The sequence below is a fragment of the Pseudomonas sp. LB3P31 genome, assembly GCF_054897945.1.
The window spans coordinates 2,673,561-2,696,733 of record NZ_CM142710.1 but is presented as its reverse complement, the minus strand read 5'-3'; the positions used below and the strand labels follow the sequence as shown (position 1 = coordinate 2,696,733).

The window sequence follows — 23,173 nt, the reverse complement described above, 5'->3', positions numbered from 1 at the left end:
CGTTTCTGTTACAGGGTTATGACCGGATCGGTGGATTCGGATGAAACGATGGCCTTTTGCTTTTATTCGCGAGCGGACTGCACGCGATTGCGCCCGGCATGCTTGGCGCGGTACAGCGCCTCGTCGGCCTGGCTCGCCATCATAAGGCTGTCTGAACCCTCGACGAGGTCCACTACCCCGGCACTGAAGGTGCACCAGAGATCCTGTGGCTGGGCCGGATAGTGAATTTCGGCGAAGCGCCGGCGGATTTCATCGAGCACCTTGTGCGCCGACTCCAGATCAGTGTCGGGCATGACAATGGCGAACTCTTCACCGCCATAGCGGCCAATGAAGTCGGTCTTGCGCAGGCGTTGCTTGAGGAACAGCGCCAGGCTCTTGATTACCCGATCGCCCATCGGGTGACCGTGACTGTCATTGACCCGCTTGAAGTGATCGATGTCGAGCATCGCAAAGCTCAGCGGCTTGTTTTCGCGGCGCGCGCGAAAGCTGCAATCCTCCAGCAACTGCAAGATGTGGGTGTGGTTGTACAGGCCGGTGAGGCTGTCGCGAACCATCCGCGCCTTGAGGTTGCGCGCCCGTGCCGCGCGGTTGCGCACGGTGGTGATCAGGTGGCGCGGCTTGATCGGTTTGGTCAGGAAATCGTCGCCGCCTTCGCTCATGGCGTCGAGTTGCTTGTCCAGGTCGTCCTCAGCCGAGAGGTAGATGATCGGCACGCTGACGTAGCGGTCGTTGTGGCGGATGACCTTGGCCAGCTCGGTGCCTGTGCAGGCCGGCATGTACATGTCGAGGATGATCAGGTCCGGCTGGAAATCCGCGAGTTCGGCCATGGCCTGGATCGGCTCGATCAAGGTCCGGGTGACAATGCCCGCGCTATTCAGCAGGCGCTCGGTGTGCAGGGCCTGGGCACGGGAGTCGTCGATGATCAGCACTTTGAACGGTTCGTACTGGGCGACGCAGGTCAGGACCTCGATTTTCTCCAGCAGGCTCGACGCTTCGAGGGTGCCGGTGAGAAATTCCTGGCCACCGGCGCGCACGGCGGCGAGACGGGTCGGGGTATCGGTTTCGTTGAGGCTGAAGAACAACAGCGGCAATTGCTGTTCCAGGCCTTCCTGGGCTTCCGCAGCCAGTTTCAGGCCGATGCCGGGTCCGCTGAAGTCCACGTCCATGACGATCGCCGCCGGCAGGCGCTCGACCATTGAGGAGCGAAACGCTGCCACGCTGTCGAGGGACTGGGCGCTGAGGCCGAAGAATTCCAGCTGTTTGGCCAGCCGTTCGGCACGGTCGTGGTCTTGCAGCATCACGTAGATCGGCTTGCGCAAAGGCGGCAGGAAGGTCTGGTCGAGCTGGTCGCCATGGCGCAGGCCGGTGCGCGAGAGGCGCTGCATCAGGCGATTGAGGTCTGTGATCAGGCCGCTGCTGAGGCGGCCGCGATTGGCGTCGACGGCTTGCAGTGCCTGGCCAATGTGGCGAGCCAGCTGCATGTGTTCCGGCTGCTCGAAACGTTCGGCGAAACGCAGCAGGCGCAGGTTGGCTTCACCCAGTTCCGCCAGGTCGGTCGCCGACCACTCGCTGCCCTGCAGGCGCTGCCATATCTCAAGAATCTGACGTGCCTGATGAATTACCCGCTGGGCAAAGTGGTGCTTGAGGCGCTCACGGCTGGGGTCTTCTGGCTCGGTCATATCCTGACTACTAGTTAGGGTGCATGCTGAGGTCGACTGGTGGCTCTATGCTAGCATCTCTTCCTGATGCGGATCAGTGTCGCACGTCAATAATCTGCGTGGTGGCCTAATTCAGTTTGTGACTGGCTGGTCGCAAAAATAAGCAACCATGACTGTGCGCATTTCTGTACGTAGGAGCTGGTAGGAGCTGTCGAGTGCAACGAGGCTGCGATCTTTTGATCTTGATTTCGTAATGGCCCTAGAGTCAAAAGATCGCAGCCTCGTTGCACTCGACAGCTCCTACGCAGCTCCTACGCAGCGCCTGCGCAACGGAGGCGCTTCCTTTATAGTGGTGCCTCGACCAGATTATGCGCGGCAAACGAGGCACGATGGCGTAGGGTTGTGGTCGAACCGATGAACTCAAGTGATTGAAAGGATATCGCCATGCTGGACTGGAAGAACCGCGCGGGCAGCGCGCCTGAACGTGCCGCTGAACCAAAGTCGGCCGCCCGCAGCTATATAGGTGGCCTGTTGTTCAGCCGCGCGCTGGCGACCCTGATCGGCCTATACCTGCTGGTGACCATCGGCCTCGGCTGGTACTGGAGCCAGGAGCCGGCGCTGTTCCCGGTTCAGCAAAATGCCCAGGTGGCCGCCGAGAAAGAAGGCAAGCAGATGGTCATCGGCTACACCACGGTGGAAACCCTCAAGACCGTCGCCGGTACCTTGCTGAACAAGCCGGGCGGTTATATTTCCAACGACCGTTTTCCCCCAGGCTTGTGGATGGACAACACCCCTAGTTGGGAATACGGGGTGCTGGTCCAGGTGCGCGACCTGACGCGAGCCCTGCGTAAAGACTTCGCCCGCTCGCAATCGCAGTCGGCCGAAGACTCCGATCTGGCCAAGGCCGAACCGCGTTTCAACTTCGACAACAAAAGCTGGGTGCTGCCTTCCAGCGAGTCCGAGTATCAGGAAGGCATCAACTCCCTGAGCCGCTACCAGGCGCGCCTTTCCGATCCATCGCAGAAAAACGCGCTGTTCTACGCACGTGCCGACAACCTGAACAACTGGCTGGGTGATGTCGGCACCCGCCTGGGTTCGCTGTCGCAACGTCTGTCGGCCAGCGTCGGCCGGGTGAAGCTCAACACCGCGTTGAAAACCGAAGTCGTGGCGCCAGGCCAGGTGCCGCAGGTTGACGAGGAAATCGTTGAAACCCCGTGGATGCAGATCGACAACGTGTTCTATGAAGCCCGCGGTCAGGCCTGGGCCCTGTCCCACCTGTTGCGCGCCATCGAAGTCGACTTTGCCGACGTGCTGGCGAAGAAAAACGCCACGGTCAGCGTGCGCCAGATCATTCGTGAGCTGGAAGCTTCGCAAGAACCAGTCTGGAGCCCGATGATCCTAAACGGCAGCGGTTTTGGCGTACTGGCCAACCACTCGCTGGTGATGGCCAACTACATCTCCCGGGCCAACGCCGCAGTGATCGATCTGCGTCAGTTGCTCAATCAGGGCTGAGTCATGGCTGACAACGACAAAGAGGCCGCCCACCGGCTGGCCTCGGATGCCGAACAGATCGCCTGGGTCGACGAGCAGGACAACCTGCTTGGCGCCCTGGTCCGGTCCGACCTGCGCGAGCGCGGCCTGATCGGGCGCGGCACCTACATCATGCTGTTCAATTCAGCGGGGGAGCTGTGCGTTCACCGTCGAACCCTGAGCAAGGCGATTTACCCCGGTTACTGGGATGTGGCCGCAGGCGGCATGGTGCTCGCCACCGAGACCTACGCCGAATCCGCCGCGCGAGAGCTTGAAGAAGAGCTTGGCGTGAGCGGGGTGGAGTTGACCGCCCATGACCATTTCTTCTTCGAGGACACCGGCAACCGCCTGTGGTGTTCGGCGTTTTCGGCAGTGTGGGACGGGCCGTTGATCCTGCAGCCGGAAGAGGTGGTTGAAGCGCGTTTTATTCCCGTCGATCAGGTGATGCTGGAAATCCAGCAGAAGCCTTACTGTCCGGACTCCCTGGCGGCGTTGAAGCGCTATCTCCGGGCCCGCGGGAAAGACGTCGCATAAGCGCTGTAAATTGGCGCCGATTGGCTCTTAGCAATCGGCGTTTTTGCCGTTACACTGCGCGACCTTTTCAAGCTGACACGACATTGTTCGGCGTAGGAGCTGCCGCAGGCTGCGATCTTTTGATTTTGCCGTTGATTCAGGATCAAAAGATCGCAGCCTCGTTTCACTCGACAGCTCCTACGGCGGTTGTTCGGCGTAGGAGCTGCCGCAGGCTGCGATCTTTTGATTTTGCCGTTGATTCAGGATCAAGAGATCGCAGCCTCGTTTCACTCGACAGCTCCTACGGCTTATTTGTCGGTTCAGTAGCGCTGCCCCTGCCTGAGTGGGGCTTCGCGGTCGATGGCGCCTTCCCAGGCTGCCGCGACCAGTCTTTGTCCTCCCAAGAGGATTGCCGGTGGCCAAAAAAGCCGCATCCTTCGCCGCCCTTGGTGGCCTGGTATTTTCCACCGACGCAGGTCGTCATTGCCCGGATTGCAGCAAACCGGTGGACGCCTGTATCTGCAAACAGACCGTGATCCCGGCCGGCGACGGCATTGCTCGCGTGCGTCGCGAAAGCAAGGGCCGCGGCGGCAAGACGGTGACCACCATCACCGGCGTGCCGTTGGCGGAAGACGCCCTCAAGGACCTGGCGACGACGTTGAAAAAACGTTGCGGGACCGGTGGAGCGTTGAAAGACGGAATCATTGAAATCCAGGGCGATCATGTCGAGCTGTTGCTTGGCGAACTGATCAAGCTTGGTTTCAAGGCAAAGAAGTCCGGCGGCTAGCAGCCTCTGTGAAAACCACCCTCGGCATGATCCGGTCCTGACACCAGGCTGGCGTCGTCTACATGGTTTTCACAGAGCCTGTTCTGACCGGTTTCTAAACTCACTGCGGTCAGCGAGGTCTATCCCTCGTTGACGAACCGTCATTTTCATTCTTTAGACTGCGCCGGCCTGAACCCAGGCGACGCTCTATGACTTCTTTATAGGGGACTTCAATGTCCGTACGACGCACACGCAAAGACGATGGCAGCCAATGGACAGTTGCGGACAGCCGCAGTGTTTACGGGATCCGCCATTGGGGGGCCGGGTATTTCGCGATCAATGACGCCGGTCGCGTCGAAGTTCGTCCGAACGGTCCGACCAGTTCGCCTATCGACCTGTTCGAGCAAGTCGACCAGCTGCGCAAGAGCGGCTTGTCCTTGCCATTGCTGGTGCGCTTCCCGGACATCCTGCAAGACCGCGTGCGTCAGCTGACCGGTGCCTTCGATTCAAACATCGAACGCCTGGAATACCAGAACAAGTACACCGCGCTGTACCCGATCAAGGTGAACCAGCAGGAAGCGGTGATCGAAAACATCATCGCAACCAAGGACGTCTCCATCGGCCTGGAAGCCGGCTCCAAGCCCGAGCTGCTGGCGGTGCTGGCATTGGCGCCGAAAGGCGGCACCATCGTCTGCAACGGCTACAAGGACCGCGAGTTCATTCGCCTGGCGCTGATGGGGCAGAAACTCGGCCACAACGTGTTCATTGTGATCGAGAAAGAATCCGAAGTTGAGCTGGTGATCGAAGAAGCCGCCTCGCTGAAGGTCAAGCCGCAGGTCGGCCTGCGCGTGCGCCTGTCGTCCCTGGCATCGAGCAAGTGGGCGGACACCGGTGGCGAGAAATCCAAGTTCGGTCTGTCGGCGGCACAGCTGCTGTCGGTGGTCGAGCGTTTCCGCGCCGCCGGCCTGGATCAGGGCATTCGCCTGCTGCACTTCCACATGGGCTCGCAGATCGCCAACCTGGCGGACTACCAGCACGGCTTCAAGGAAGCGATCCGCTACTACGGTGAACTGCGCAACCTCGGCCTGCCGGTGGATCACATCGACGTCGGTGGCGGCCTGGGCGTCGACTACGACGGTACCCACTCGCGCAACGCCAGCTCGATCAACTACGACATGGACGATTACGCCGGTGTCGTGGTCGGGATGCTCAAGGAATTCTGCGATGCGCAGAGCCTGCCGCACCCGAACATCTTCTCCGAAAGCGGCCGCTCGTTGACCGCGCACCACGCCATGCTGGTGGTGCAGGTCACCGATGTCGAGAAGCACAACGACGACGTGCCGCAGATCGAGAACAAGGAAGCGCTGCCGGAAACCGTACAGTGGCTGGTTGACCTGCTGGGTCCGACCGACATCGAGATGGTCACCGAAACCTACTGGCGCGCCACGCACTACATGAGCGACGTGGCCACCCAGTATGCCGACGGCAAGCTGACCCTGGCGGAAAAAGCCCTGGCCGAGCAATGCTACTTCGCCGTGTGCCGTCGCCTGCACAACTCGTTGAAGGCACGTCAGCGTTCGCACCGCCAGGTGCTCGACGAACTCAACGACAAACTGGCCGACAAGTACATCTGCAACTTCTCGGTATTCCAGAGCCTGCCGGACACCTGGGCCATCGGCCAGGTCCTGCCGATCCTGCCGTTGCACCGTCTCGACGAAGAGCCGCTGCGCCGCGCCGTGCTGCAAGACCTGACCTGCGACTCCGACGGCAAGATCAAGCAATACGTCGATGAGCAGAGCATCGAGACCAGCCTGCCGGTTCACGGCTTGAACGAGGGTGAAGATTACCTGCTGGGTATCTTCCTCGTCGGCGCCTATCAGGAAATTCTCGGCGACATGCACAACCTGTTCGGTGACACCGACTCGGTGAACATCTACCAGAATGCTGACGGCAGCGTGTACCACGCCGGGATCGAAACCCACGACACCATCGAAGACATGCTGCGCTACGTGCACTTGTCGCCGGAAGAGTTGATGACTCATTACCGCGACAAGTGCGCCAGCGCGCGCATTACGCCGGCTGAGCGGACGCAGTTCCTTGATGCGCTGCGTCTGGGGCTGACTCGTTCTTCTTATCTGTCGTCATGAGTGATGGGTGGTAAGGCTTGATTCGTGTGGTGTGCGGTATTGCGCCATCGCGGGCAAGCCTTGCTCCCACAGTCGGAGTGCCTGAAATCTTCCCGCTCGCTGTGGGAAGTTTCAGGTGGTCTGGTGCGACGTTTCGCTTTTCTTTGACGAAATTTTCCACCTTTTGGCGATTCAGCGCATTTGGTCCTATTTTCACGTAGGCCATTTCCCAAGTTGTATTTCGGCACTCTACTCAGCCCTGTCTCTCAGCGAGAATCTTTGGCTGACCCCTCCCGTAGAGAATCGCCGATGTTCGATCCAGTCAACGAGCCTGCACTTCGTCTGGACGTAGCAGGTCTGCTCCAACCCCTCGAAGTCCTGACATTTTCCGGTCAGGAAGCCATCGGCCAGCCATTTGTGTACGAGCTGGAATTGCTGCTTGATGATCCGGCACTGGATCTCGCCAGCCTGCGGTACCGTTCGGCCTTTCTGCACATTGGTGCGGCGGGCAAGGGTATCCATGGCCAGCTGCATGAGCTGGTGCAGCAGGAACATGGCCCAGGGCCCCGCCGCTGCCATGTGCGTCTGCAACCGCAGCTCAGTAGCCTGTCCCAACGCCACAGCCAGCGGATGTTCAGCAGTAGTTCGGTGCCGCAGATCCTCAGCCAGGTACTCAAGGAGCACGGGATTGCCGAAGAGGATCGACGATTCGAGTTGCGGCTCGACTATCCACTGCGTGATTTCTGTACGCAGTATCGAGAGTCGGACCTGCAATTCCTGCAGCGCCTGTGCGCCCAGGCAGGCATCCATTACTACTTCGAGCACCGCAAGCGCGGCCACTGTCTGGTGTTTGTCGAGGCCAATGAGTGCACGCAAACCCCGGTCGCGCAGGTGACACCACGGATGCACAGCCCACAGCGGGCCTGGGTAGTCGATGTCGACGAGGCGCGGCCCGATCCCTCGCGGCCATTGGCGGTGCAGTTTGACTGGTTGTACCAGGGCGAAGGAGCCACCCCCTGCCATTGCTGGCTGCCGTTGTCCGAGGAGCTGTGCAGCGACTCTGTGCTGCAACTGATCGAGGGGTCCGAGGTGCTGGTGAGTTTCATCGACGGCGATCCGGACCGTCCCATGATCACCGGTTTTCTCCACACTGCGACGATGCAGCAGGTGGCTGTCGCGGATGAACCTGCTTTTACCAACGGCATGGTCGAGCAACTGCGCTCAAGTGAGCCATTGCTGGTGCTGTGCATGCTGCCCGGCGGTGGCAGCTTCAATCATTGTGCACAGCCGCTGTGCACCTGTCGGGTCGCCATGCGTTTTGGCTCGAGTGGTCTGGCATGAACTATCCAACGCCTCAATGGCTGTTGCTGGATGGCCCCGGAGCGCCACAAGCGAGCGTCGCACTACTCAAAACATTTGCCCACGTGACTCGGTTCTGGCTGTTCGAGGGTACGGAGATGCATGCGTTGCGAGAGCAAGGGCCGGCCTTGGTCGACCTGGCAAACTGCCCGGCGCTGGCGGACCTGTGCCACGAAAAACCGCAAATCTGGCCTGGTTTGCTGTTGTGCAGCGACGCGTCTCCGGCGCAGCTGCTGGCGCATCTACGGCGCATGCTCACGGTCACCGTCGGGCTGCAGCATCGGGCGCTGTTGAGTTACTACAACCCGCACACCGCCAGCTACTTCTTCGACGCCTGCGATGCCAGCGAGCTGAGCCGCTGGCTGGGGCCGATCCGTCAGGTGCATTGGTTTGGTGGCACCTGGGCGGACCAGGCGATCGGCTGCCAGGGCTGGCAGCAGTTGAGCAATCCGCAGCTTGCGGTCCGGAACCTGGGGATCGAGGAGGGTCTCAGTCAGCGCCAGCTGGACAAGCTGCAAACCTGCCTGCTGGAACAGCATGCCTGGCAGTGGACCGAATCCACCGGGACCGATTACGAGCGCCTGTGGTCCCATGTTCAGGAAGGACTGGCGCTGGGTTTCAGCGAGCGTGCAGTGCTCGATGAATGGTTGTGGCTACGCTTGCAGTATCCGGCGCACAGACCCGCGCGAACGCCGCCGGGCCTGACCCAGCAAGAGCGACTCGAATGCCTGCGCTACCTGTGGCAGAACACCCAACCCTGAGGTGCGGCTTTGATGATGAGCAGGATCCGGCGACTGTTTCAAATGGCCCTCGGCGCGATGGTCCTGGCTGCGGTCACGGCCTGTTCGCCGCTGAAGATGCTCAACGCGCTGACCCCCGACGACAGTTTCGACAAGACCGAAGGCATTGCCTATGGCAGTGACCCACGGCAAAAGCTCGATGTGTACGTGCCGCGCCATCCCATGGAAAACGCCCCGGTAGTGGTGTTTTTCTATGGCGGCAGCTGGAACAGCGGATCGCGCAGCGATTACAGTTTTGTTGGCGAGGCCCTGGCATCCCGGGGCATCGTTGCGGTGCTGGCAGACTATCGCCTGTATCCGCAGGTGCGCTACCCCGCGTTTCTCGAGGACGGCGCCCGAGCCGTGGCCTGGACCCAGGCGCATATCCAGGAGTATTCCGGCAATCCCAAGCGCCTGTATCTGATGGGGCACAGCTCTGGCGCATACAACGTCGCGATGCTGGCGCTGGACCCGCAGTTGCTGGGGGCGGTGGGCCTGTCGCCACATGACATCAGTGGCTGGATCGGTCTGGCCGGCCCTTACGATTTCCTGCCTATCGAGAACCCGGACGTACGGCCGGTGTTCTTCTGGCCAGATTCACCACCGCAGTCGCAGCCGATCAACCATGTCATCCGTGGTGCGCCGCCTGCATTGCTGGTGGCATCGAGTGATGACGAGCTGGTCAATCCCACCCGCAACACCGGCGGCCTGGCGCGCAAGCTGCGCGAAGCCGGGGTGCCGGTGCGCGACCTGTACTTCTCGCGTACCGGTCATGCCACCCTGGTGGCCACATTGTCCCGGCCCATGCGCGGTCTGGCGCCGGTACTGGATGAGGTCACAGGTTTCATCCGGGCCACGCCCATTCAGTGAGCCTTGCCGGCAAACCAGCCGTCGTTCCTGCGCAGGAACCAGGCGAACGCGCCCAGGGTCAGGCTGCGCAGCAACATGAACAGCAGGAACGTCAGCCACAGGCCATGGTTGCCATAACCTTGCAGCGCCCAGGCGAAGGGCAGTAGCAGAATCACCGTCAAGAGCATGCCGTTGCGCATTTCCCGGGCACGGGTAGCGCCGATGAACAGGCCATCGAGCAGGTAGCTCCAGACGGCAATCAATGGCAGCGCTGCCAGGTAGGGCAGGTAGATGAACGCGGTGTTGCGCACGCTCTGGATGTCGGTCTGCATCTCGATGAACAGATGCCCGGCGAACAGAAACAGCACGGCAAAGCCCAGGCTCGCGATCAGTGACCAGCCGGCCGCCACCACCAGCGAACGGCGCAACGCCTGCCGGTCGCGAGCGCCAATCGCATGGCCGCACAACGCTTCCACGGCGTGGGCCAGGCCATCCAGGGCGTGGGCGGTCAGCAGCAGGCCGTTGAGCAGCAGCGCATTGGCGGCGACGGTGGCATCCCCCAGCCGCGCGCCTTGCACGGTAATCAGGAAGAACACCGACTGCAGCGCCAGGCTGCGAATGAAGATGTCGCGATTAACTGCCAGCAGCGGTCGCCAGCTCTGCCAGATCGCCAGCGCCGCCCAGGCGATGTGCCCGGGGTAGGCGCGCAAGGCCTTGCGGGTCAGCAGCAGGCCGATGATGGCGCCGGTCCATTCGGCGATCACCGAGGCCCGCGCCGACCCGACCACACCCCATTCCAGTCCGAGCACGAACCACAGGTTCAGGGCGATGTTGACCAGGTTGGTGCCCAGCAAAATTGCCAGCGGCGCCCTGGCGTTCTGTGTGCCGAGGAACCAGCCGACCAGGGCATAGCTCGCCAGCGCCGCCGGCAGGCCGAATAATCGGGTGTGGAAGAATTCGCGGGTGAGTTGGTCCAGCTCTGCCGAAGGCTGCATGAAGTGCAGAGCGACTCCACTCAGCGGCACACCCGCGGCGCCCAGAACGATCGCCAGGCCCATGGCCAGCAACAGTCCTTGCAACAGAATCTGCCGCAACGCCGCACCATCACCGCGCCCGGCGGCCTGCGCAGCGAAACCGGTGGTGCCCATGCGCAGGAAACCCATGCCCCACGCCAGGAAGGTATACAGGCTCGCCCCGACCGCGACTGCACCCAGTTGATGGGCATGGGGCAGGTGGCCGATGACAGTGCTGTCGACCAGCGCCACCAGCGGTACGGAAATATTCGAGAGAATCATGGGCGCGGCAAGCGCCCAGACCCGGCGGTGGGTCAGGCGGTCGCGCCAGTCAGTGATCAGGTTGGACATGCAGGCTCCTTGGGGGAGCCATTGTGGGTCAGTGGATAATCCAGCTCAACAACCATAAGCCCAGCAGCAGCCAGATAATGCCCATGATAATCGACGCATTCATGAAGGCGCGGATGGCCGACCACAGCAACATCAAGCCGAGGATTAACGCGACGATGCTGATGATCGAGGTGTCCATCCCTAGTGTCCGGGACAGCCCTTCGACGAAATTGGCCCCCGCATTGCTCAATAGATTGAACAGGCCGCTGAGGCCGTCGACGATAAAACGGATGACCGAACCGAGTGCCTGGCCGAGCCATTCGAAAAAGCTTTCTACCTGCATGTGAAGTTCGTCCTGAGAGAATTATGCCGTTTGTACTCTTGATCGCGGTGATCTACACCCCGGCGTAGGAGCTGCCGAAGGCTGCGATCTGTTGATCTTGTTCTTGGCGTTCATGAATATGCCAAAAGATCGCAGCCTTCGGCAGCTCCTACAGGTCTGCGACTTCCGATTATGGGCCAAAGTTCGATGCTGCATCGATACCCTTGCACTCGCGCGCCAACCGCTTGAAGCTATACGCCTTCAGGAGAGCCCGATGAACCTTGTTGAACTGACCGAACGCCTGCATGCCATTCGCGATCGCAATGACTGGCGACAATTTCACAGCCCAAAAAACCTGGCCATGGCCGCCAGCGTGGAAATGTCCGAGCTGGTGGAAATTTTCCAGTGGCTGAACGAAGACCAGTCGCGCCAGCTTCCGCCTGACAAACTCGCGCATGCCGGTCAGGAAGTCGGTGACATTGTGCTTTATCTATTGCTGTTGTGCAGCGAGTTGGGGTTGGACATGAATCAAGTGGTACGCAGCAAGCTGGCCGACAGCGAACGGCGGTTCAGCTGATGAGTGACCGTCATTTCGATCAGCTGGCGACCCGTTTCGCCGAAAAAATCTACGGAGGGGCCAAGGGCGCCATCCGTCTGGCCGTGCTGCAGGCCGACCTCGCCGAAACCTTGCCGGACCGACCGCTACGGGTGCTCGACATCGGAGCTGGCCTGGGCCACATGTCGTTATGGCTGGCCCAGCGCGGGCATGACGTCACGCTGGCCGAACCCGCCGCACCGATGCTCGAAGGCGCTCGCCAGCGTTTCGCCGAAGCCGGTCAAAGCGCCACATTCATCCAGGCACCCTGGCAGGAATTGCTCGGCCAACTCACCGAACCCTACGACCTGGTGCTGTGCCATGCCGTGCTCGAATGGCTGGCGGAGCCCCACGCGATCCTGCCGGTGCTGCATCAATTGACCCGGCAGGACGGCTGGTTGTCCCTGGCCTTCTACAACCGCGATGCGCTGATCTACCGCAACCTGCTCAAGGGCCACTTCCGCAAGATGCGCAAGAACGACATGGCTGGCGAGAAACAGAGCCTTACCCCACAACAACCCCTGGACCCGCGTGAACTTGCGGCGCAACTTGAGGGCTTGTGGCGGGTCGAAACTCAGAGCGGAGTTCGGGTTTTTCATGACTACATGCCGGTGGAATTCCAGGCCCGCGCGGAACTGGTGGACTTGCTTGAAATGGAACTCGCGCACCGCCGTCACCCAAGCTTTGCCGGGCTAGGGCGCTACTTGCACTGGATCTGCCGGCCGATCTGATCGGAGCATGAAATGAAAAGTCGTTCGGGCTTGTTGATGATTTGCCTGGGGTTGGCGGCCTGCCAAGGCAGCAACCCCTATGTCGCGAGCTCAAGGCCAATTCCGCCGGCGCCGCCCCAGGCTGCGACCACCTTCGACCGCAGTGCCTATCCGGCGCCAGCGCATGACTATGGGCGTTATCGCAGTTGGGCCTGGCTCAACGGCAACTTGCCGCCGGGCACCGCCTGGGCCGATTCGGCGCAGGTGGCCGAAGCCGTCAGCAACGCGCTCGACCAGCGCGGCTTGCGGCCTCTACATGACAATCGCCCCGCCGACCTGTTCGTCAGCGCCGACCTGCGCCTGGAAACCCGCTTGCGTCAGGTCCAGGATGACTATTACGGCGGCGCAGGATATTACGGCGGTGGCGGTTACAACCGCTGCTGTGGCAGCGGCTACGGCATGTACAACACGGTGCCGATCGTGCGCACGTATCAGGAGCAGGTCGTGGTCGTGCGAGTCGACCTGTTCGATGCGCAAAGTGGCCAGCCGGTGTGGAGTGCCAGTGCCGAAACCAGTAACAAAGGCACGCAGGGCGCGAGGACTGACGCGATCAGGGAAGCTGTGGAAAAAGCCATGTCGGCGTATCCTCCGAGTTAGCTACAGTAGACAAGACGCATTTCGCAGGTTCATGCCGTCCACCGGAGAATCATCATGTTCCGCCGTTTCGCTTTGCTGGTCGTGGTTGCGCTGCTGAGCGCCTGCGCCTCGGACCAGGTCAACCACGACTTCGACGCCAGTCGCGACTTTGCCGCTTATCGCAGCTGGAGCTGGAAAGAACCGGGCCTGCAATATCGCCCCGATGATCCCCGGATCAAGAGTGATCTGACCGAGCAGCGCATTCGTCAGTCAGTCACCGAGCAGCTCGACCAGCGCGGCCTGCGCCCGGCTGCTGGCACCAAGGGTGATTTGAGTGTGCAGACTTACCTGATTGTCGAGCAGCGCCAGCAACAGGTGACCACCAACTACGGCGGCGGTTGGGGTGGCCCATGGAATGGTTACTGGGGTGGGCCGATGTATAACGAAACCCGCAACATCACCTACAAGGTCGCGACAATCCAGATCGACCTGCTCGATGGCAAGGACGGCAAGCTGGTCTGGCGCGGCAGCGACGAACAGATGCTCGCCCACTCACCGAACCCGGCTGATCGCAGCAACGCGATACGCGAGACGGTGGCGCGGATATTGGCCAACTACCCACCTAAATAACCATACTCAAACTTCCACCGTGAACCCCTGTAGGAGTGAGCCTGCTCGCGATGGCGTTGTGTCAGCCACTCCATTGTTAGCTGGCACACTGCAATCGCGAGCAGGCTCACTCCTACAGGGTTGATAACGCCGAAGGGTGTGATGCCAGCACTCATCCCAACCCTTGTCTACACTCACCCATACCCATGGAGGTAACCCCTCGGCAGTCCGCCGGCAAAGGAGTGCACGATGTCTCCCCGCATGCAGTTTCACAGCCCGGCCCGGCAACGTGGCGCGATCGGTCTGATGGCGGCGCTGACGCTGGGCCTGGCAATGGTGTTCATGTTGCTGGTGCTCGACAGTGGCAGGCTCTATCTGGAGCAGCGCAAACTGCAACGAGTCGCTGATGTGGCGGCCCTGGAGGCTGTGACCCGCGACGGTGACTGTCTTGCCAACCTCACCGCCGCTAAATTTGCCAAGGAAAGCGCGAGCCGCAATGGCTTGACCGTAGCCGATGGCATCACCCTGAGCACTGCGTGCGGAGTGTTGACGACCGGCGCCAACAAGCTGCGCACCTTTACCGCCGACGCCAGTAAAAAAGACGCCATCCGCGTAATCGCCACCCGCGTCGTCCCCACCAGCATCGCCGCCGGCATTGGTGCCATGTTCAGCCCTGGCCCGGTCAGCCTAAATACCCAACTCACGGCGACAGCGGTCAGCGCCCCGGCGGTGCTGCCACCTCTGGCCATGCTGACCATCGGCAGCACAGCACTGGTGGTCGACTCCACCAAGTCGGCGGCGTTGAACCTGTTGCTGGGCAAAATGCTCGGTGGCAGCCTCAACCTGAGCGCGGTGGGTTGGCAGGGGCTAGTCGATACCAACATCAATCTGCTCAGTTACCTGAATCAACTGGCGGTCGACGTCAACGTCAGCGCCGGCAACTACACCGAACTGCTCAACAAGAACATTCGGCTGACCCAGCTGCTCGATACCGCGATCACCGTGCTCCAGGCCGGCGGCACAACCGCCAACGTTGCGGTTAGTGGTCTTACCGACGTGAAAGCAGCTGTAGGCAGCACCGAACTTACCTTGGGCCAACTGCTGCAGCTGCAAACCGGCACGCCTTCCTCAGCGCTGAACACCAATCTGCAGGTGTTCCAGCTGGTGGAAGCCTTTGTGCAACTGGCCAACAGCAAGAACGGAATCGTGGTTGATCTGCCGCTGAACATTCCTGCATTGGCCAGCGGGTCGGTCAAGGTGAAGGTGATAGAGCCGCCGCAATTGTCGGCGGTCGGCAACCCTGCACTGGCCAAGGCCAATCCCACAGGACCTGACCGTATTTACGTACGCACGGCCCAGGTGCGCACTGTGCTTTCGCTTAATCTGCCGTTGTTGACGGGAGTCACTGGCCTGCCCAATGCCATCTTGAACACGACATTGCTCTCCGGCGTCGCGGACGCCTTGAACAATGTGTTGCACCTCAATATTGGCGGTGCGCTTGCGTCAGTCTTTTGTGCCTTGGGCGGCACCTGCCAGCGCACACATTTGCTGATACTGCCGACATCCAGGATAGATATCGCCCTGGAAGTCGGGAGTGCCAACAGTTTCGTCACGGACTACAGTTGCGCCAGCGATGCCACCAAAACGCTGACTACCCAGACCAACACTGCACTGGTGAAACTGAAGGTCGGCAAGATCGACACGACCAATGCATTCGCCTCTTCGGCAGACGTAACGATGCAGCCGTTGCCCTTGATCGACGTTGGCGCCATCACTTGCAAGGTTCCTTTCCTGGGATTAGGACCAGAAACCTGCGACCTGTCGACGCGCAAGCCGTTTTACGGTGGCGGGCTTGGGGTCATGGTCGATTCTCCCCTGCTTAGCGCCAAGAGCACACACGTTTACAACCAGCCACCAGAGATCAAAAAACCTCCGCTGTTCTACAGCTTGGGTACACAAGGCATTGTCGATAGCCTGAAAACCACCCTGAGTGGTGTTCAGGTGCAGGCTTACAAACCTGTCGCTCCGAATGTGCTGGGTGATCTGCTGACGACAGTGGCGGGGGCGCTGGACGCGGTCAACAGCACCCTTGGCGTGGTCATCGATGGGTTGCTCAGCAAAGTCCTCGACCCCATCCTCGACAACCTGCTCTCCACCCTCGGCATCACCCTGAACAAAGTCGACGTCGGCGCCAACCTCAGTTGCAGACCCCCAGGACGCGCCGGGCTGGTGATTTAAGCTGCCGGCAGTATCGGCAACTCAATACAGAACCGCGCGCCATCCACAGAATTGCTCACACTGAGCCGCCCCCCCATATTATCGACAATCCCATAACTCACGGACAACCCCAAACCGGTGCCGACGCCCACCGGTTTGGTGGTGAAGAACGGTTCGAAAATCCGCTCCAACAGCCGCGGCTCGATCCCGCCGCCATTGTCCTCGACCAGCAGGCGCACAACGGCCCCATCCCGTTCGGCATCCACGGCAATCCAAGGTTGGAACTCGCGATCAATTTCGCGTTTGGCCAGCAAGGCATCCCGGGCATTCACCATCAAGTTAATCAGCACCTGTTCCAGCTGATCGACATGGCCGCGAACCTGCACCTCGAAATCGGCCTCTGCCACGCGCAGCTCCAGCCCTTTGCCGCGCATACCTTCAGCCAGCAGCGCCAGGGTGCCTTCGATGGCTTGCAACGGATTGAACGGCTGCTGCTCAATCTCCGAGCGGCGGCCGAACACGCGCATATGGTCAACCACCCGCGCTGCGCGCTGGACCTGAGCGTCGATGCGCTTGAGCTTTTCAGTCAGGTAATCGATCTGCGCATCACCGTTGCTTAGACGCTTAAGCACATTGACGATCGCCATGCGCATCACGTTCAGCGGCTGGTTGATCTCATGCGCCAGGCCCGTGGCCATTTCGCCCAAGGTGGCCATTTTGGCGCTCTGGGTGAGTTGCTGCTGGGAGCGCCGCAGCTCGGTGTTGTCGCGCCCCACGGCCTGGATTTCCAGCAGCCGGCCCTGATCGTCGAACACGCCGCGATCCGACCAGATCCACCACGCGTGCTCGCGTCCTGGCAGTTGCAGATTGATTTCGGCAGTGCTCACGGGAGCTTCGGCGCTTAATTGGCTCAGGCGCGAAACGAACGCCTCGCGCTGTTCCGGCGACATCCAGCTGCCGAGGTTGATGCCAGGTAACGCTTCGGGCTGGCATTCCAGGTACGCAGCCAGTGGACGGTTGCCAAAAGTCAGCGTCAGGTCCGGCAGGTAACGGCAGATCATCGCCGGCGAGTCTTCAACAAGAATGCGATAGCGCTCCTCGCTTTGCCGGACTTGCTCGGCCGCCAGGGTCGCTTCGGTGACATCCAGCCACAGGCCGACGGCCTCCACCGGTACCCCGAGATCATCACGCAGCAGGCGCGCTTCATCGAGCAGCCAGTGGTAATCACCGCGACTGTCGCGCAACCTATAACGCGCCTGCGCCGAGCCCTGGCGCAGTAACTGTCGGGTGCGCTCGAAGTACTGGTTGCGGTCATCGGGGTGTACCCGTTCGACCAGCATCGCCGGGGTGCAATCAGTGAGGCTGAAGCCCAGTAACGGCACCAGGCTGTCACTGAAAAAAGTTGGTTGCAGGGCGCCTTCGACATAGCGCTGGACGTAGATCACTGCCGGTGAACTGGCGATCAGGTTATCGAGCCGGGCATGGGCCGTCGCTGCATTTTGCTGCTGGTTCTTGATGTCACTGATGTCGAGCATGAAGCCAATGATTCGGCGATTATTACCTGCGCCCACCACCTGGCCTTGCACGCGATACCAGACATCTGCGCGCTGCAGGCGAACGCACAGCAGCAGGGGCGTGCTGGAGTTTTGCAGGTCATGCAGACGAGCGCTGAGCTCCTGGCGGTCGGCGGGGTGCACCTGGTCGAGCCAGTCACGCAACGGCACCAGTGCGCTGTCCAGGCCCAGGTCACTGGAGAGCGATGGCGCCAATTGAACCTCGTCGCGCGCGCTGAAAATCTCCCACCAACCGGTGCCGAGGAGGCTTTGCAATGACTCCAGGCGTTCCAGTTGCAGCAGGTGTTGATGCTCGCGCAGGCGCTCCAGCAAGGGCGCGGCCAGGGCGGCCATCAGCTGCAACCAGTCGCGGTGGCTCAAGTCAGCTGCTCGCTGTTGCGCCGCGTAGAAACCGCACAGCAACCAGGCCACCACGCCTTGGGCATCGTGGTAAGGCACGGCAAAGCCTTCGGCATTGCCAAAAATATCCTGCAGGCGCGGATGCTCGCCGCGCATTAGCTGCTGCGGCGCGCAGCCGTCCAGGGTATCGAGGCCAGTACCCAGGCGTTGACTGTTGCGCCACAACTGCGGCGCGTCGAAGGCGCTGTAGTGCTGATGAATCTGCCAGCCTTGCTCCTGCTCATCGAGCAGCGCCACGGCAATGCACGGGATCTGCAGGCGTTGGGCGAGGAGTTGCAGCTGCTCGCTCAGCACTTGCGGCAAGCGCGGCAGGCTGCACAAGCGCAGTTGCTCGCTGATCTGCAGCGCCAGCAACTGGCACTGCTCGCGGCTGCGCGCCTGGCGGCGCTCGAGCAACAGATCGCCAATGTCCAGCAGCTGCAACAGCCAGCCCGCGGCCTGGGGTTGTACCCAGCCACGCAGGTGCAGGGGCTGATCGCCAAGGCCGTGAAAATCCAGGTCGAGACTGTGTCCCAGCCAGTCCGCAGGCGAGCCTTCGATGGACAGGCAGCTGTGGGCCAACAGGTAGTCGCGCAGCGGCACCGGCAGGGTCTGACGGGCGAGTGCATGCCTGAGTGGCCCCGCCAGCTGAATCACTCGACCCGCTGCATCCAGCAAAATGTGCAGACCGACCGCAGGTGCGCTCAGGGCATTCGCAGCGTCCAGGTTTTTCGGCGGTTGGCGCTGCAGCAGGCGCCCGAGCAGCGTATCGCCGGCACTCAAAACTGCAGGCTCGATTCTGCGCTGAGCAGGGGCGGCAGGTTGGGTATCGGGCCGATTCCCGGCAGTACCAGGGAAGGCAGCACGTTGTTCAGTTTGCTGCTGGGATAGTCGATGCGGACTGTCAGCACCCCGGCGGCATACACCGCTTTGGCATCAGTGGCGACACTGAATTTCAGGGCCGGCGGGATCCACGACAAGCGTTGAGTGAGGACGCTGGTCGCCAGTGACTCGACGGTCTGTTTGTAGTTGGCGGTGGTCGGGTCCACGGCCACGCTGCGGCGCACGGCTTCGGCGGTGGATTCGTTGAACGACTGCATCAGCAATAACGGCAGGCTGTAACTGAGCAAGCCGTACAGCACCGCAAAAAAAATCACGAACACCAAGGCAAATTCGATAGCCACGGCGCCTTTTTGTTTACGGGGGAGGGCGGTTTTCATGTGTGCGTCTACCCTGACAATCACAACGTAGTATCAGCATAGAATCATTCAGGCAAAACGGACGGCTTTTACCTCATGCAGAGTTTTTTCCTGATCATCTGGCTGCTGGTATGTGCGGCGCAGGACGCTCGAGAACGACACATTGCCAATGTCCTGACCCTCGGCGCGGGTGGCTTGGCGCTGGCCTGGTTGTTGTGGAGCGGGACCACCTGGCTGGGCGCCGAAGCCATTCAGGGTGGCCAGGCTTTTCTGCTCGCGCTGGCGTTCACGCTGCCGGGTTACTGGATGGGCCGCATGGGCGCCGGCGATGTGAAATTAGTGACAGCTTTGGGGCTTGCGACGGACGGTATGCACGTCCTCGGCACGATCATAGGCGCTGGATTGGCGAGCATTTTATGGTTACTGATTTCGCCAAAACTCTGGCTGTATATGAGTCAGTCACTTAGAGAGCGTTTGCGCTACATGGGGCCGGAAATGTCAAAAAAACAACCATTTGCGCCCTTCGTGCTGGTGGGTGCAGCGCTGACCATGGCCTGTCTCCGCTAGTCTCCTTTCCTATGTACAGAGTTAAAAAGTGCGTCTACTTTCAAGTCAGTCGTAGCTGTACGGCCCGTGGCCGTCGGTACAGGAATAGCCAGTGTTTTGGCATGGAGTAGTACGTGAACAAGCTCACCTCGGCAATAAAAGTACTTGTGGTCGATGATCAGCCATTGATTGTCGAAGAACTGAGCGAATTTCTCGGGAACAGTGGTTATCAGTGCGTTCCCTGTGAATCCAGTCGGGAAGCGATCAAGCGTTTTACCGACGACTCCGATATCGGCCTGGTGCTGTGTGACCTGCACATGCCCGGGCTGGATGGTATTGAGCTCGTGCAGGAGTTGCAGCGGTTGTCTGGCAAGCAGCGGATTTTCGAGGCCATCATGTTGACTGGCCGGGCCGACAAGCAGGACGTGATCAAGGCCCTGCGTGCGGGCTTTGCCGACTACTACCAGAAGCCTATCGACCTGGATGAACTGCTGGCCGGTTTGCGCCGTCAGGAAGCGGTGCTGCAGGAGCGGCAGAAGAGTCTGCAACTGGGGCATTTGAATCAGAAGCTGCAGTACCTTTCCGAGTCCATTGATGACTTGTATCAGGACCTCGACAAGGTGCGTCGCAGTCCAGCATCGCGGTACGCGTCGGAGTCGGGCGAGGATGCCTACGGCGAAAGTGACCGACTGGAAATTCCATCGGCGTTCAATCAACTCTCGCCGCGCCAACTGGATGTGGCGCGGCTGGTGGGCAAGGGGCAGACCAACTACCAGATTGCCTGCGAGTTGGGGATTACCGAGAACACTGTGAAGTTGTATGTGTCGCAGGTTTTGCGCTTGACCCATATGCACAATCGCACGCAATTGGCGCTGGCCTTGTCGCCCAATAATTCGGGCCTGCGGCAGCGGGTTACGGCGCACTGACGCTATCAAACTGTAGGAGCTGTCGAGTGAAACGAGGCTGCGATCTTTTGATCTTGCCTTGTGTACATATCCGTTACTGCGGTCACGGCTTCTATTGGTTCCGCTTTTACAGCGGGTCACTTGGAACAGCGCCAAGTAACCAAACGCTTTCTGCCCCACCACTCGGCACCTCGCTCAGGCTCGGTGTGCCCTCACTCCGGCATTGCTCCGCGGGTCGCTGCGACGGGCCATCCATGGCCCAACGCAGCTAAACCGGCATCCTTGCCGGTTTACCCGCTACGCAATACCTGCGTTCGGCCAGCGTGGTTAACGGGGCGTCCGCGATCAACAACCGGGCCGAGGCGGCCTGAGAGCCGACCTGGCACGTAGTTCTGCACGGCACCTCCTGTGGGAACCCTCCTGTGGGAGCAAAGCTTGCTCGCGATGACGGATGGGCATTCAACATCGATGGTGACTGGTACGCCGCAATCGCGGGCAAGCCTTGCTCCCACAGTGATCTGCAGCGCACGCGTTTGCCGCGTACAACCCAAATCCCCTGTAGGAGCTGCCGAAGGCTGCGATCTGTTGATCTTGAAGGTCAAAAGATCGCAGCCTTCGGCAGCTCCTACAGGGGTGTCCAAGCGGTGTGCGAAATCGCCCGTTAATTCCCCTCCAGCGACCCACCCGTATCCTGCTCGTAAAACTCCGGAATCGGGTACTCAAAGCTTTTCAAAAACCGCGTCATCGCCCTTTCCCGCTCCGCCGCGGTGGCCGTCTGTGGAAAGCTGGACGCTGCCTGGTTGCGGCTCTGCAATACCAGCCAGCCTTCGGTTTCCTGTTGTTGCGGGGAAGAGGGACCGGCGTCGATGGCCAGGGCCGGTAGACTCAGCAGGCCCAGGCAGCACAAGGTTGTCAGCTTCATGGCGTTCTCCTCTACTTCAGCGCGTCAGTGACGACGGCGACCTGGCCGCTGCTGGACGAGCGTGGGGTGACGGGGGCCTTGAGTGATTCGGCGCGGGCCTTGGCGTCGCTGAATTGCTCCGGGCTCAGGCCCGCGCGACTGACGACTTCGCCGGCCTGTTGCCAGTTGTCCTGATAGATCAACAACGCCACCAGGTTCACCGCGGCCAGCTGATCACTCTGTTTGAGCTCGATGGCCGTGAGGAACTCGAAGCGTGCGTCGTCCAGGCGCAGCTGGTTCAGGTACACCACGCCCAGGTCGTTGCGGATTTTTTCGTCGGTGGGCGAGAGGCGCGCGGCCCTTTGCAAATGTGCCTGGGCCTGGCCGTTGTCGCCACGGCCTGCTGCCAGTTGGCCCAGACCGTGCTCGGCTTCAGCGGCGCGGCAAGTGCCGAGCAGGCTGCGGTATAAGGGTTCGGCGTCGCTGCGTCCGAGCAGGCGGTAAACCCGGGCTTTGCGCAGGCGTACATCAGCGAGGTTGTCCGGCAGGCTCTCCAGGTTGGCGAGGCTGGCGTGCAGCTTGCCGTCCCTGGCCATGTCGTCGGCCAGGTTCAGCGCCAGCTCCTGATCAGCACTGGGTTTGGCGCAGCTGGCAGAAGTAGTCAGGGCAGACCAGGGGACCTGGCCGTTGGTGGCGCATCCGCTCAGCATCAGCAGGCTCAGGGCAGCGATCAGTGCTTTCATCAGTTACCTCGTATAAACCGCAAATCAGGACGAGAACGCGCGGGCGATAGCGGTGAAGCCCGGCCCGGCCAACACGATCAACAGGGCTGGAAACAGAAACAGCATCATCACCACCGACATCTTCGCCGACATTTTCGAGATGTATTCCTGCAGGTTGGTCAGGCGGCGGTCGTCGAGCAGTTGCTTGAGTGCCAACAGCGACTTCATTGCACCGCCGCCTTGCTGGATCAGTTGCTGCAGGATCACGCAGGTGTCGGTGAACTCGTCGATCGCCAGCACACTGGCGGCCTTGTTCAATTCCTGGCCCAGCTCCAGCCCCGAGTCGACCCGCGCCAGAATCAGGCGCAGTTCCTGAGTGGTCTGCGGTAGCAGTCGTTGGGCTTCGATGCTCAACACGCGCAAAGACTGCTCCACCGCCATGCCCGATTCGAACAGAATTCTCAGCAGCGGGATCAGCGTGGATATTTCCACGGCGATCTGTTTCTGCCGGCGCTTGGCCGCATACGCCAGCAATCGCTTGGGCAGCAAGTAGCCGATGGCGAGGGCAAAAAAAGCCGCGATCCAATGGTTGGTTGCCTGCGAATACACCAGCGGTTGCAGCGCAATCACCAGGCCCATCAGCACGAACGGCGTGCCGATCTGCAGCGCGGCAAACATCGAACGCTGGCGGGCGCGGCGCCAGCCCACGCGGTTGAGCAGCATCTGGGTTTCGTTGTCGAGGCTGACGCTGCGTTGCCCCAACTTGCTGTCGCCGACGGCGCGCAGCCAGCTGCCCAGGCGATTGTCGCGCACCATCTGACCCTGCAGGCGCTGGTTGACCTGGCGTTCGCGGCGGTGGCGCTCGAACAGGCTGGCGAACATCAACAACACTGCGCCCAGCAGCAGCAGCGAGCTCACAATCATCGCGATGGCCAT

The 23,173-nt window shown here is 60.9% G+C and carries 22 protein-coding genes; 14 read left to right on the top strand and 8 right to left on the bottom strand.

Going from position 1 to position 23,173, the window contains the following annotated elements:
• Positions 1 to 62 precede the first annotated feature (62 nt).
• Positions 63 to 1,679 carry a diguanylate cyclase GcbA gene (gene gcbA / locus ACYZTK_RS12295; RefSeq protein ID WP_462014676.1) on the bottom strand — a complete coding sequence of 539 codons (1,617 nt, stop codon included), beginning with the start codon at positions 1,677 to 1,679 and terminating at the stop codon, positions 63 to 65.
• Positions 1,680 to 2,102: 423 nt separating this feature from the next.
• Between gcbA and ACYZTK_RS12290 the strand changes: the two genes are divergently transcribed.
• The 7 genes from ACYZTK_RS12290 (at position 2,103) to ACYZTK_RS12260 (ending at position 9,601) form a co-directional block, all read left to right on the top strand.
• Positions 2,103 to 3,170, top strand: a complete 1,068-nt coding sequence (locus tag ACYZTK_RS12290; protein ID WP_462014675.1) for a DUF2333 family protein — start codon at positions 2,103 to 2,105, stop codon at positions 3,168 to 3,170.
• Positions 3,171 to 3,173: 3 nt separating this feature from the next.
• Positions 3,174 to 3,722 carry an NUDIX hydrolase gene (locus tag ACYZTK_RS12285; protein WP_462014674.1) on the top strand — a complete coding sequence of 183 codons (549 nt, stop codon included), beginning with the start codon at positions 3,174 to 3,176 and terminating at the stop codon, positions 3,720 to 3,722.
• A gap of 394 nt (positions 3,723 to 4,116) precedes the next feature.
• Positions 4,117 to 4,488, top strand: a complete 372-nt coding sequence (locus ACYZTK_RS12280) for a translation initiation factor Sui1 (RefSeq protein WP_008031278.1) — start codon at positions 4,117 to 4,119, stop codon at positions 4,486 to 4,488.
• Positions 4,489 to 4,700: 212 nt separating this feature from the next.
• Positions 4,701 to 6,614, top strand: coding sequence for an arginine decarboxylase (gene speA / locus ACYZTK_RS12275; protein WP_462014673.1), 1,914 nt, complete (start codon positions 4,701 to 4,703; stop codon positions 6,612 to 6,614).
• Between the two features lie 288 nt (positions 6,615 to 6,902).
• Positions 6,903 to 7,934, top strand: coding sequence for a contractile injection system protein, VgrG/Pvc8 family (locus tag ACYZTK_RS12270; RefSeq protein ID WP_462014672.1), 1,032 nt, complete (start codon positions 6,903 to 6,905; stop codon positions 7,932 to 7,934).
• A complete protein-coding gene (locus ACYZTK_RS12265) occupies positions 7,931 to 8,713 on the top strand; it encodes a DUF4123 domain-containing protein (RefSeq protein ID WP_462014671.1) in 783 nt (260 codons plus the stop codon). Before ACYZTK_RS12270 ends, ACYZTK_RS12265 begins: the two co-directional genes overlap by 4 nt.
• A gap of 12 nt (positions 8,714 to 8,725) precedes the next feature.
• Positions 8,726 to 9,601, top strand: coding sequence for an alpha/beta hydrolase (locus tag ACYZTK_RS12260; RefSeq protein ID WP_462014670.1), 876 nt, complete (start codon positions 8,726 to 8,728; stop codon positions 9,599 to 9,601).
• On the opposite strand, the gene ACYZTK_RS12255 is transcribed toward ACYZTK_RS12260, so the two are convergent.
• A complete protein-coding gene (locus ACYZTK_RS12255; RefSeq protein ID WP_462014669.1) occupies positions 9,595 to 10,944 on the bottom strand; it encodes an MATE family efflux transporter in 1,350 nt (449 codons plus the stop codon). The genes ACYZTK_RS12260 and ACYZTK_RS12255 overlap by 7 nt on opposite strands.
• 28 nt (positions 10,945 to 10,972) lie before the next feature.
• Positions 10,973 to 11,266: a hypothetical protein gene (locus tag ACYZTK_RS12250; RefSeq protein WP_462014668.1), complete on the bottom strand. Its 294-nt coding sequence runs from the start codon at positions 11,264 to 11,266 to the stop codon at positions 10,973 to 10,975.
• 253 nt (positions 11,267 to 11,519) lie between these two features.
• Here ACYZTK_RS12250 and ACYZTK_RS12245 point away from each other — a divergent pair, with 253 nt between their 5' ends.
• The 5 genes from ACYZTK_RS12245 (at position 11,520) to ACYZTK_RS12225 (ending at position 16,033) form a co-directional block, all read left to right on the top strand.
• Complete coding sequence (locus ACYZTK_RS12245; RefSeq protein WP_462014667.1) at positions 11,520 to 11,822, top strand: MazG-like family protein; 303 nt, start codon at positions 11,520 to 11,522, stop codon at positions 11,820 to 11,822.
• A complete protein-coding gene (locus tag ACYZTK_RS12240; RefSeq protein WP_462014666.1) occupies positions 11,822 to 12,571 on the top strand; it encodes a methyltransferase domain-containing protein in 750 nt (249 codons plus the stop codon). The genes ACYZTK_RS12245 and ACYZTK_RS12240 overlap by 1 nt, the downstream gene beginning before the upstream one ends.
• Positions 12,572 to 12,583: 12 nt before the next feature.
• Positions 12,584 to 13,207, top strand: a complete 624-nt coding sequence (locus tag ACYZTK_RS12235) for a DUF4136 domain-containing protein (protein WP_462014665.1) — start codon at positions 12,584 to 12,586, stop codon at positions 13,205 to 13,207.
• Positions 13,208 to 13,261: 54 nt separating this feature from the next.
• On the top strand, positions 13,262 to 13,816 hold the full coding sequence (locus ACYZTK_RS12230; protein WP_462014664.1) for a DUF4136 domain-containing protein: 555 nt from the start codon (positions 13,262 to 13,264) through the stop codon (positions 13,814 to 13,816).
• 228 nt (positions 13,817 to 14,044) lie between these two features.
• Positions 14,045 to 16,033, top strand: a complete 1,989-nt coding sequence (locus ACYZTK_RS12225; protein ID WP_462014663.1) for a pilus assembly protein TadG-related protein — start codon at positions 14,045 to 14,047, stop codon at positions 16,031 to 16,033.
• Here the strand turns inward: ACYZTK_RS12225 and ACYZTK_RS12220 are convergent.
• Both ACYZTK_RS12220 and ACYZTK_RS12215 read right to left on the bottom strand, forming a co-directional pair.
• Entirely contained in the window at positions 16,030 to 18,747 is a 2,718-nt protein-coding gene (locus ACYZTK_RS12220; protein ID WP_462014662.1) for an ATP-binding protein, read from the bottom strand. The genes ACYZTK_RS12225 and ACYZTK_RS12220 overlap by 4 nt on opposite strands.
• Positions 18,744 to 19,184, bottom strand: a complete 441-nt coding sequence (locus tag ACYZTK_RS12215) for a TadE/TadG family type IV pilus assembly protein (protein WP_462014661.1) — start codon at positions 19,182 to 19,184, stop codon at positions 18,744 to 18,746. Before ACYZTK_RS12215 ends, ACYZTK_RS12220 begins: the two co-directional genes overlap by 4 nt.
• A gap of 75 nt (positions 19,185 to 19,259) precedes the next feature.
• Between ACYZTK_RS12215 and ACYZTK_RS12210 the strand changes: the two genes are divergently transcribed.
• Together ACYZTK_RS12210 and ACYZTK_RS12205 are read left to right on the top strand one after the other, a co-directional pair.
• Complete coding sequence (locus ACYZTK_RS12210; protein ID WP_462014660.1) at positions 19,260 to 19,730, top strand: prepilin peptidase; 471 nt, start codon at positions 19,260 to 19,262, stop codon at positions 19,728 to 19,730.
• 113 nt (positions 19,731 to 19,843) lie between these two features.
• On the top strand, positions 19,844 to 20,635 hold the full coding sequence (locus ACYZTK_RS12205; RefSeq protein WP_462014659.1) for a response regulator: 792 nt from the start codon (positions 19,844 to 19,846) through the stop codon (positions 20,633 to 20,635).
• Between the two features lie 640 nt (positions 20,636 to 21,275).
• Here ACYZTK_RS12205 and ACYZTK_RS12200 read toward each other — a convergent pair.
• From ACYZTK_RS12200 to ACYZTK_RS12190, 3 genes are read right to left on the bottom strand one after another with little or no spacing between them, the layout of a single operon-like run.
• Positions 21,276 to 21,536 (bottom strand): DUF3613 domain-containing protein, encoded by a 261-nt coding sequence (locus ACYZTK_RS12200; RefSeq protein ID WP_462014658.1) that lies wholly within the window; start codon positions 21,534 to 21,536, stop codon positions 21,276 to 21,278.
• Positions 21,537 to 21,547: 11 nt separating this feature from the next.
• Positions 21,548 to 22,258 carry a tetratricopeptide repeat protein gene (locus ACYZTK_RS12195; protein WP_462014657.1) on the bottom strand — a complete coding sequence of 237 codons (711 nt, stop codon included), beginning with the start codon at positions 22,256 to 22,258 and terminating at the stop codon, positions 21,548 to 21,550.
• A gap of 24 nt (positions 22,259 to 22,282) precedes the next feature.
• Positions 22,283 to 23,173: a type II secretion system F family protein gene (locus tag ACYZTK_RS12190; protein WP_462014656.1), complete on the bottom strand. Its 891-nt coding sequence runs from the start codon at positions 23,171 to 23,173 to the stop codon at positions 22,283 to 22,285.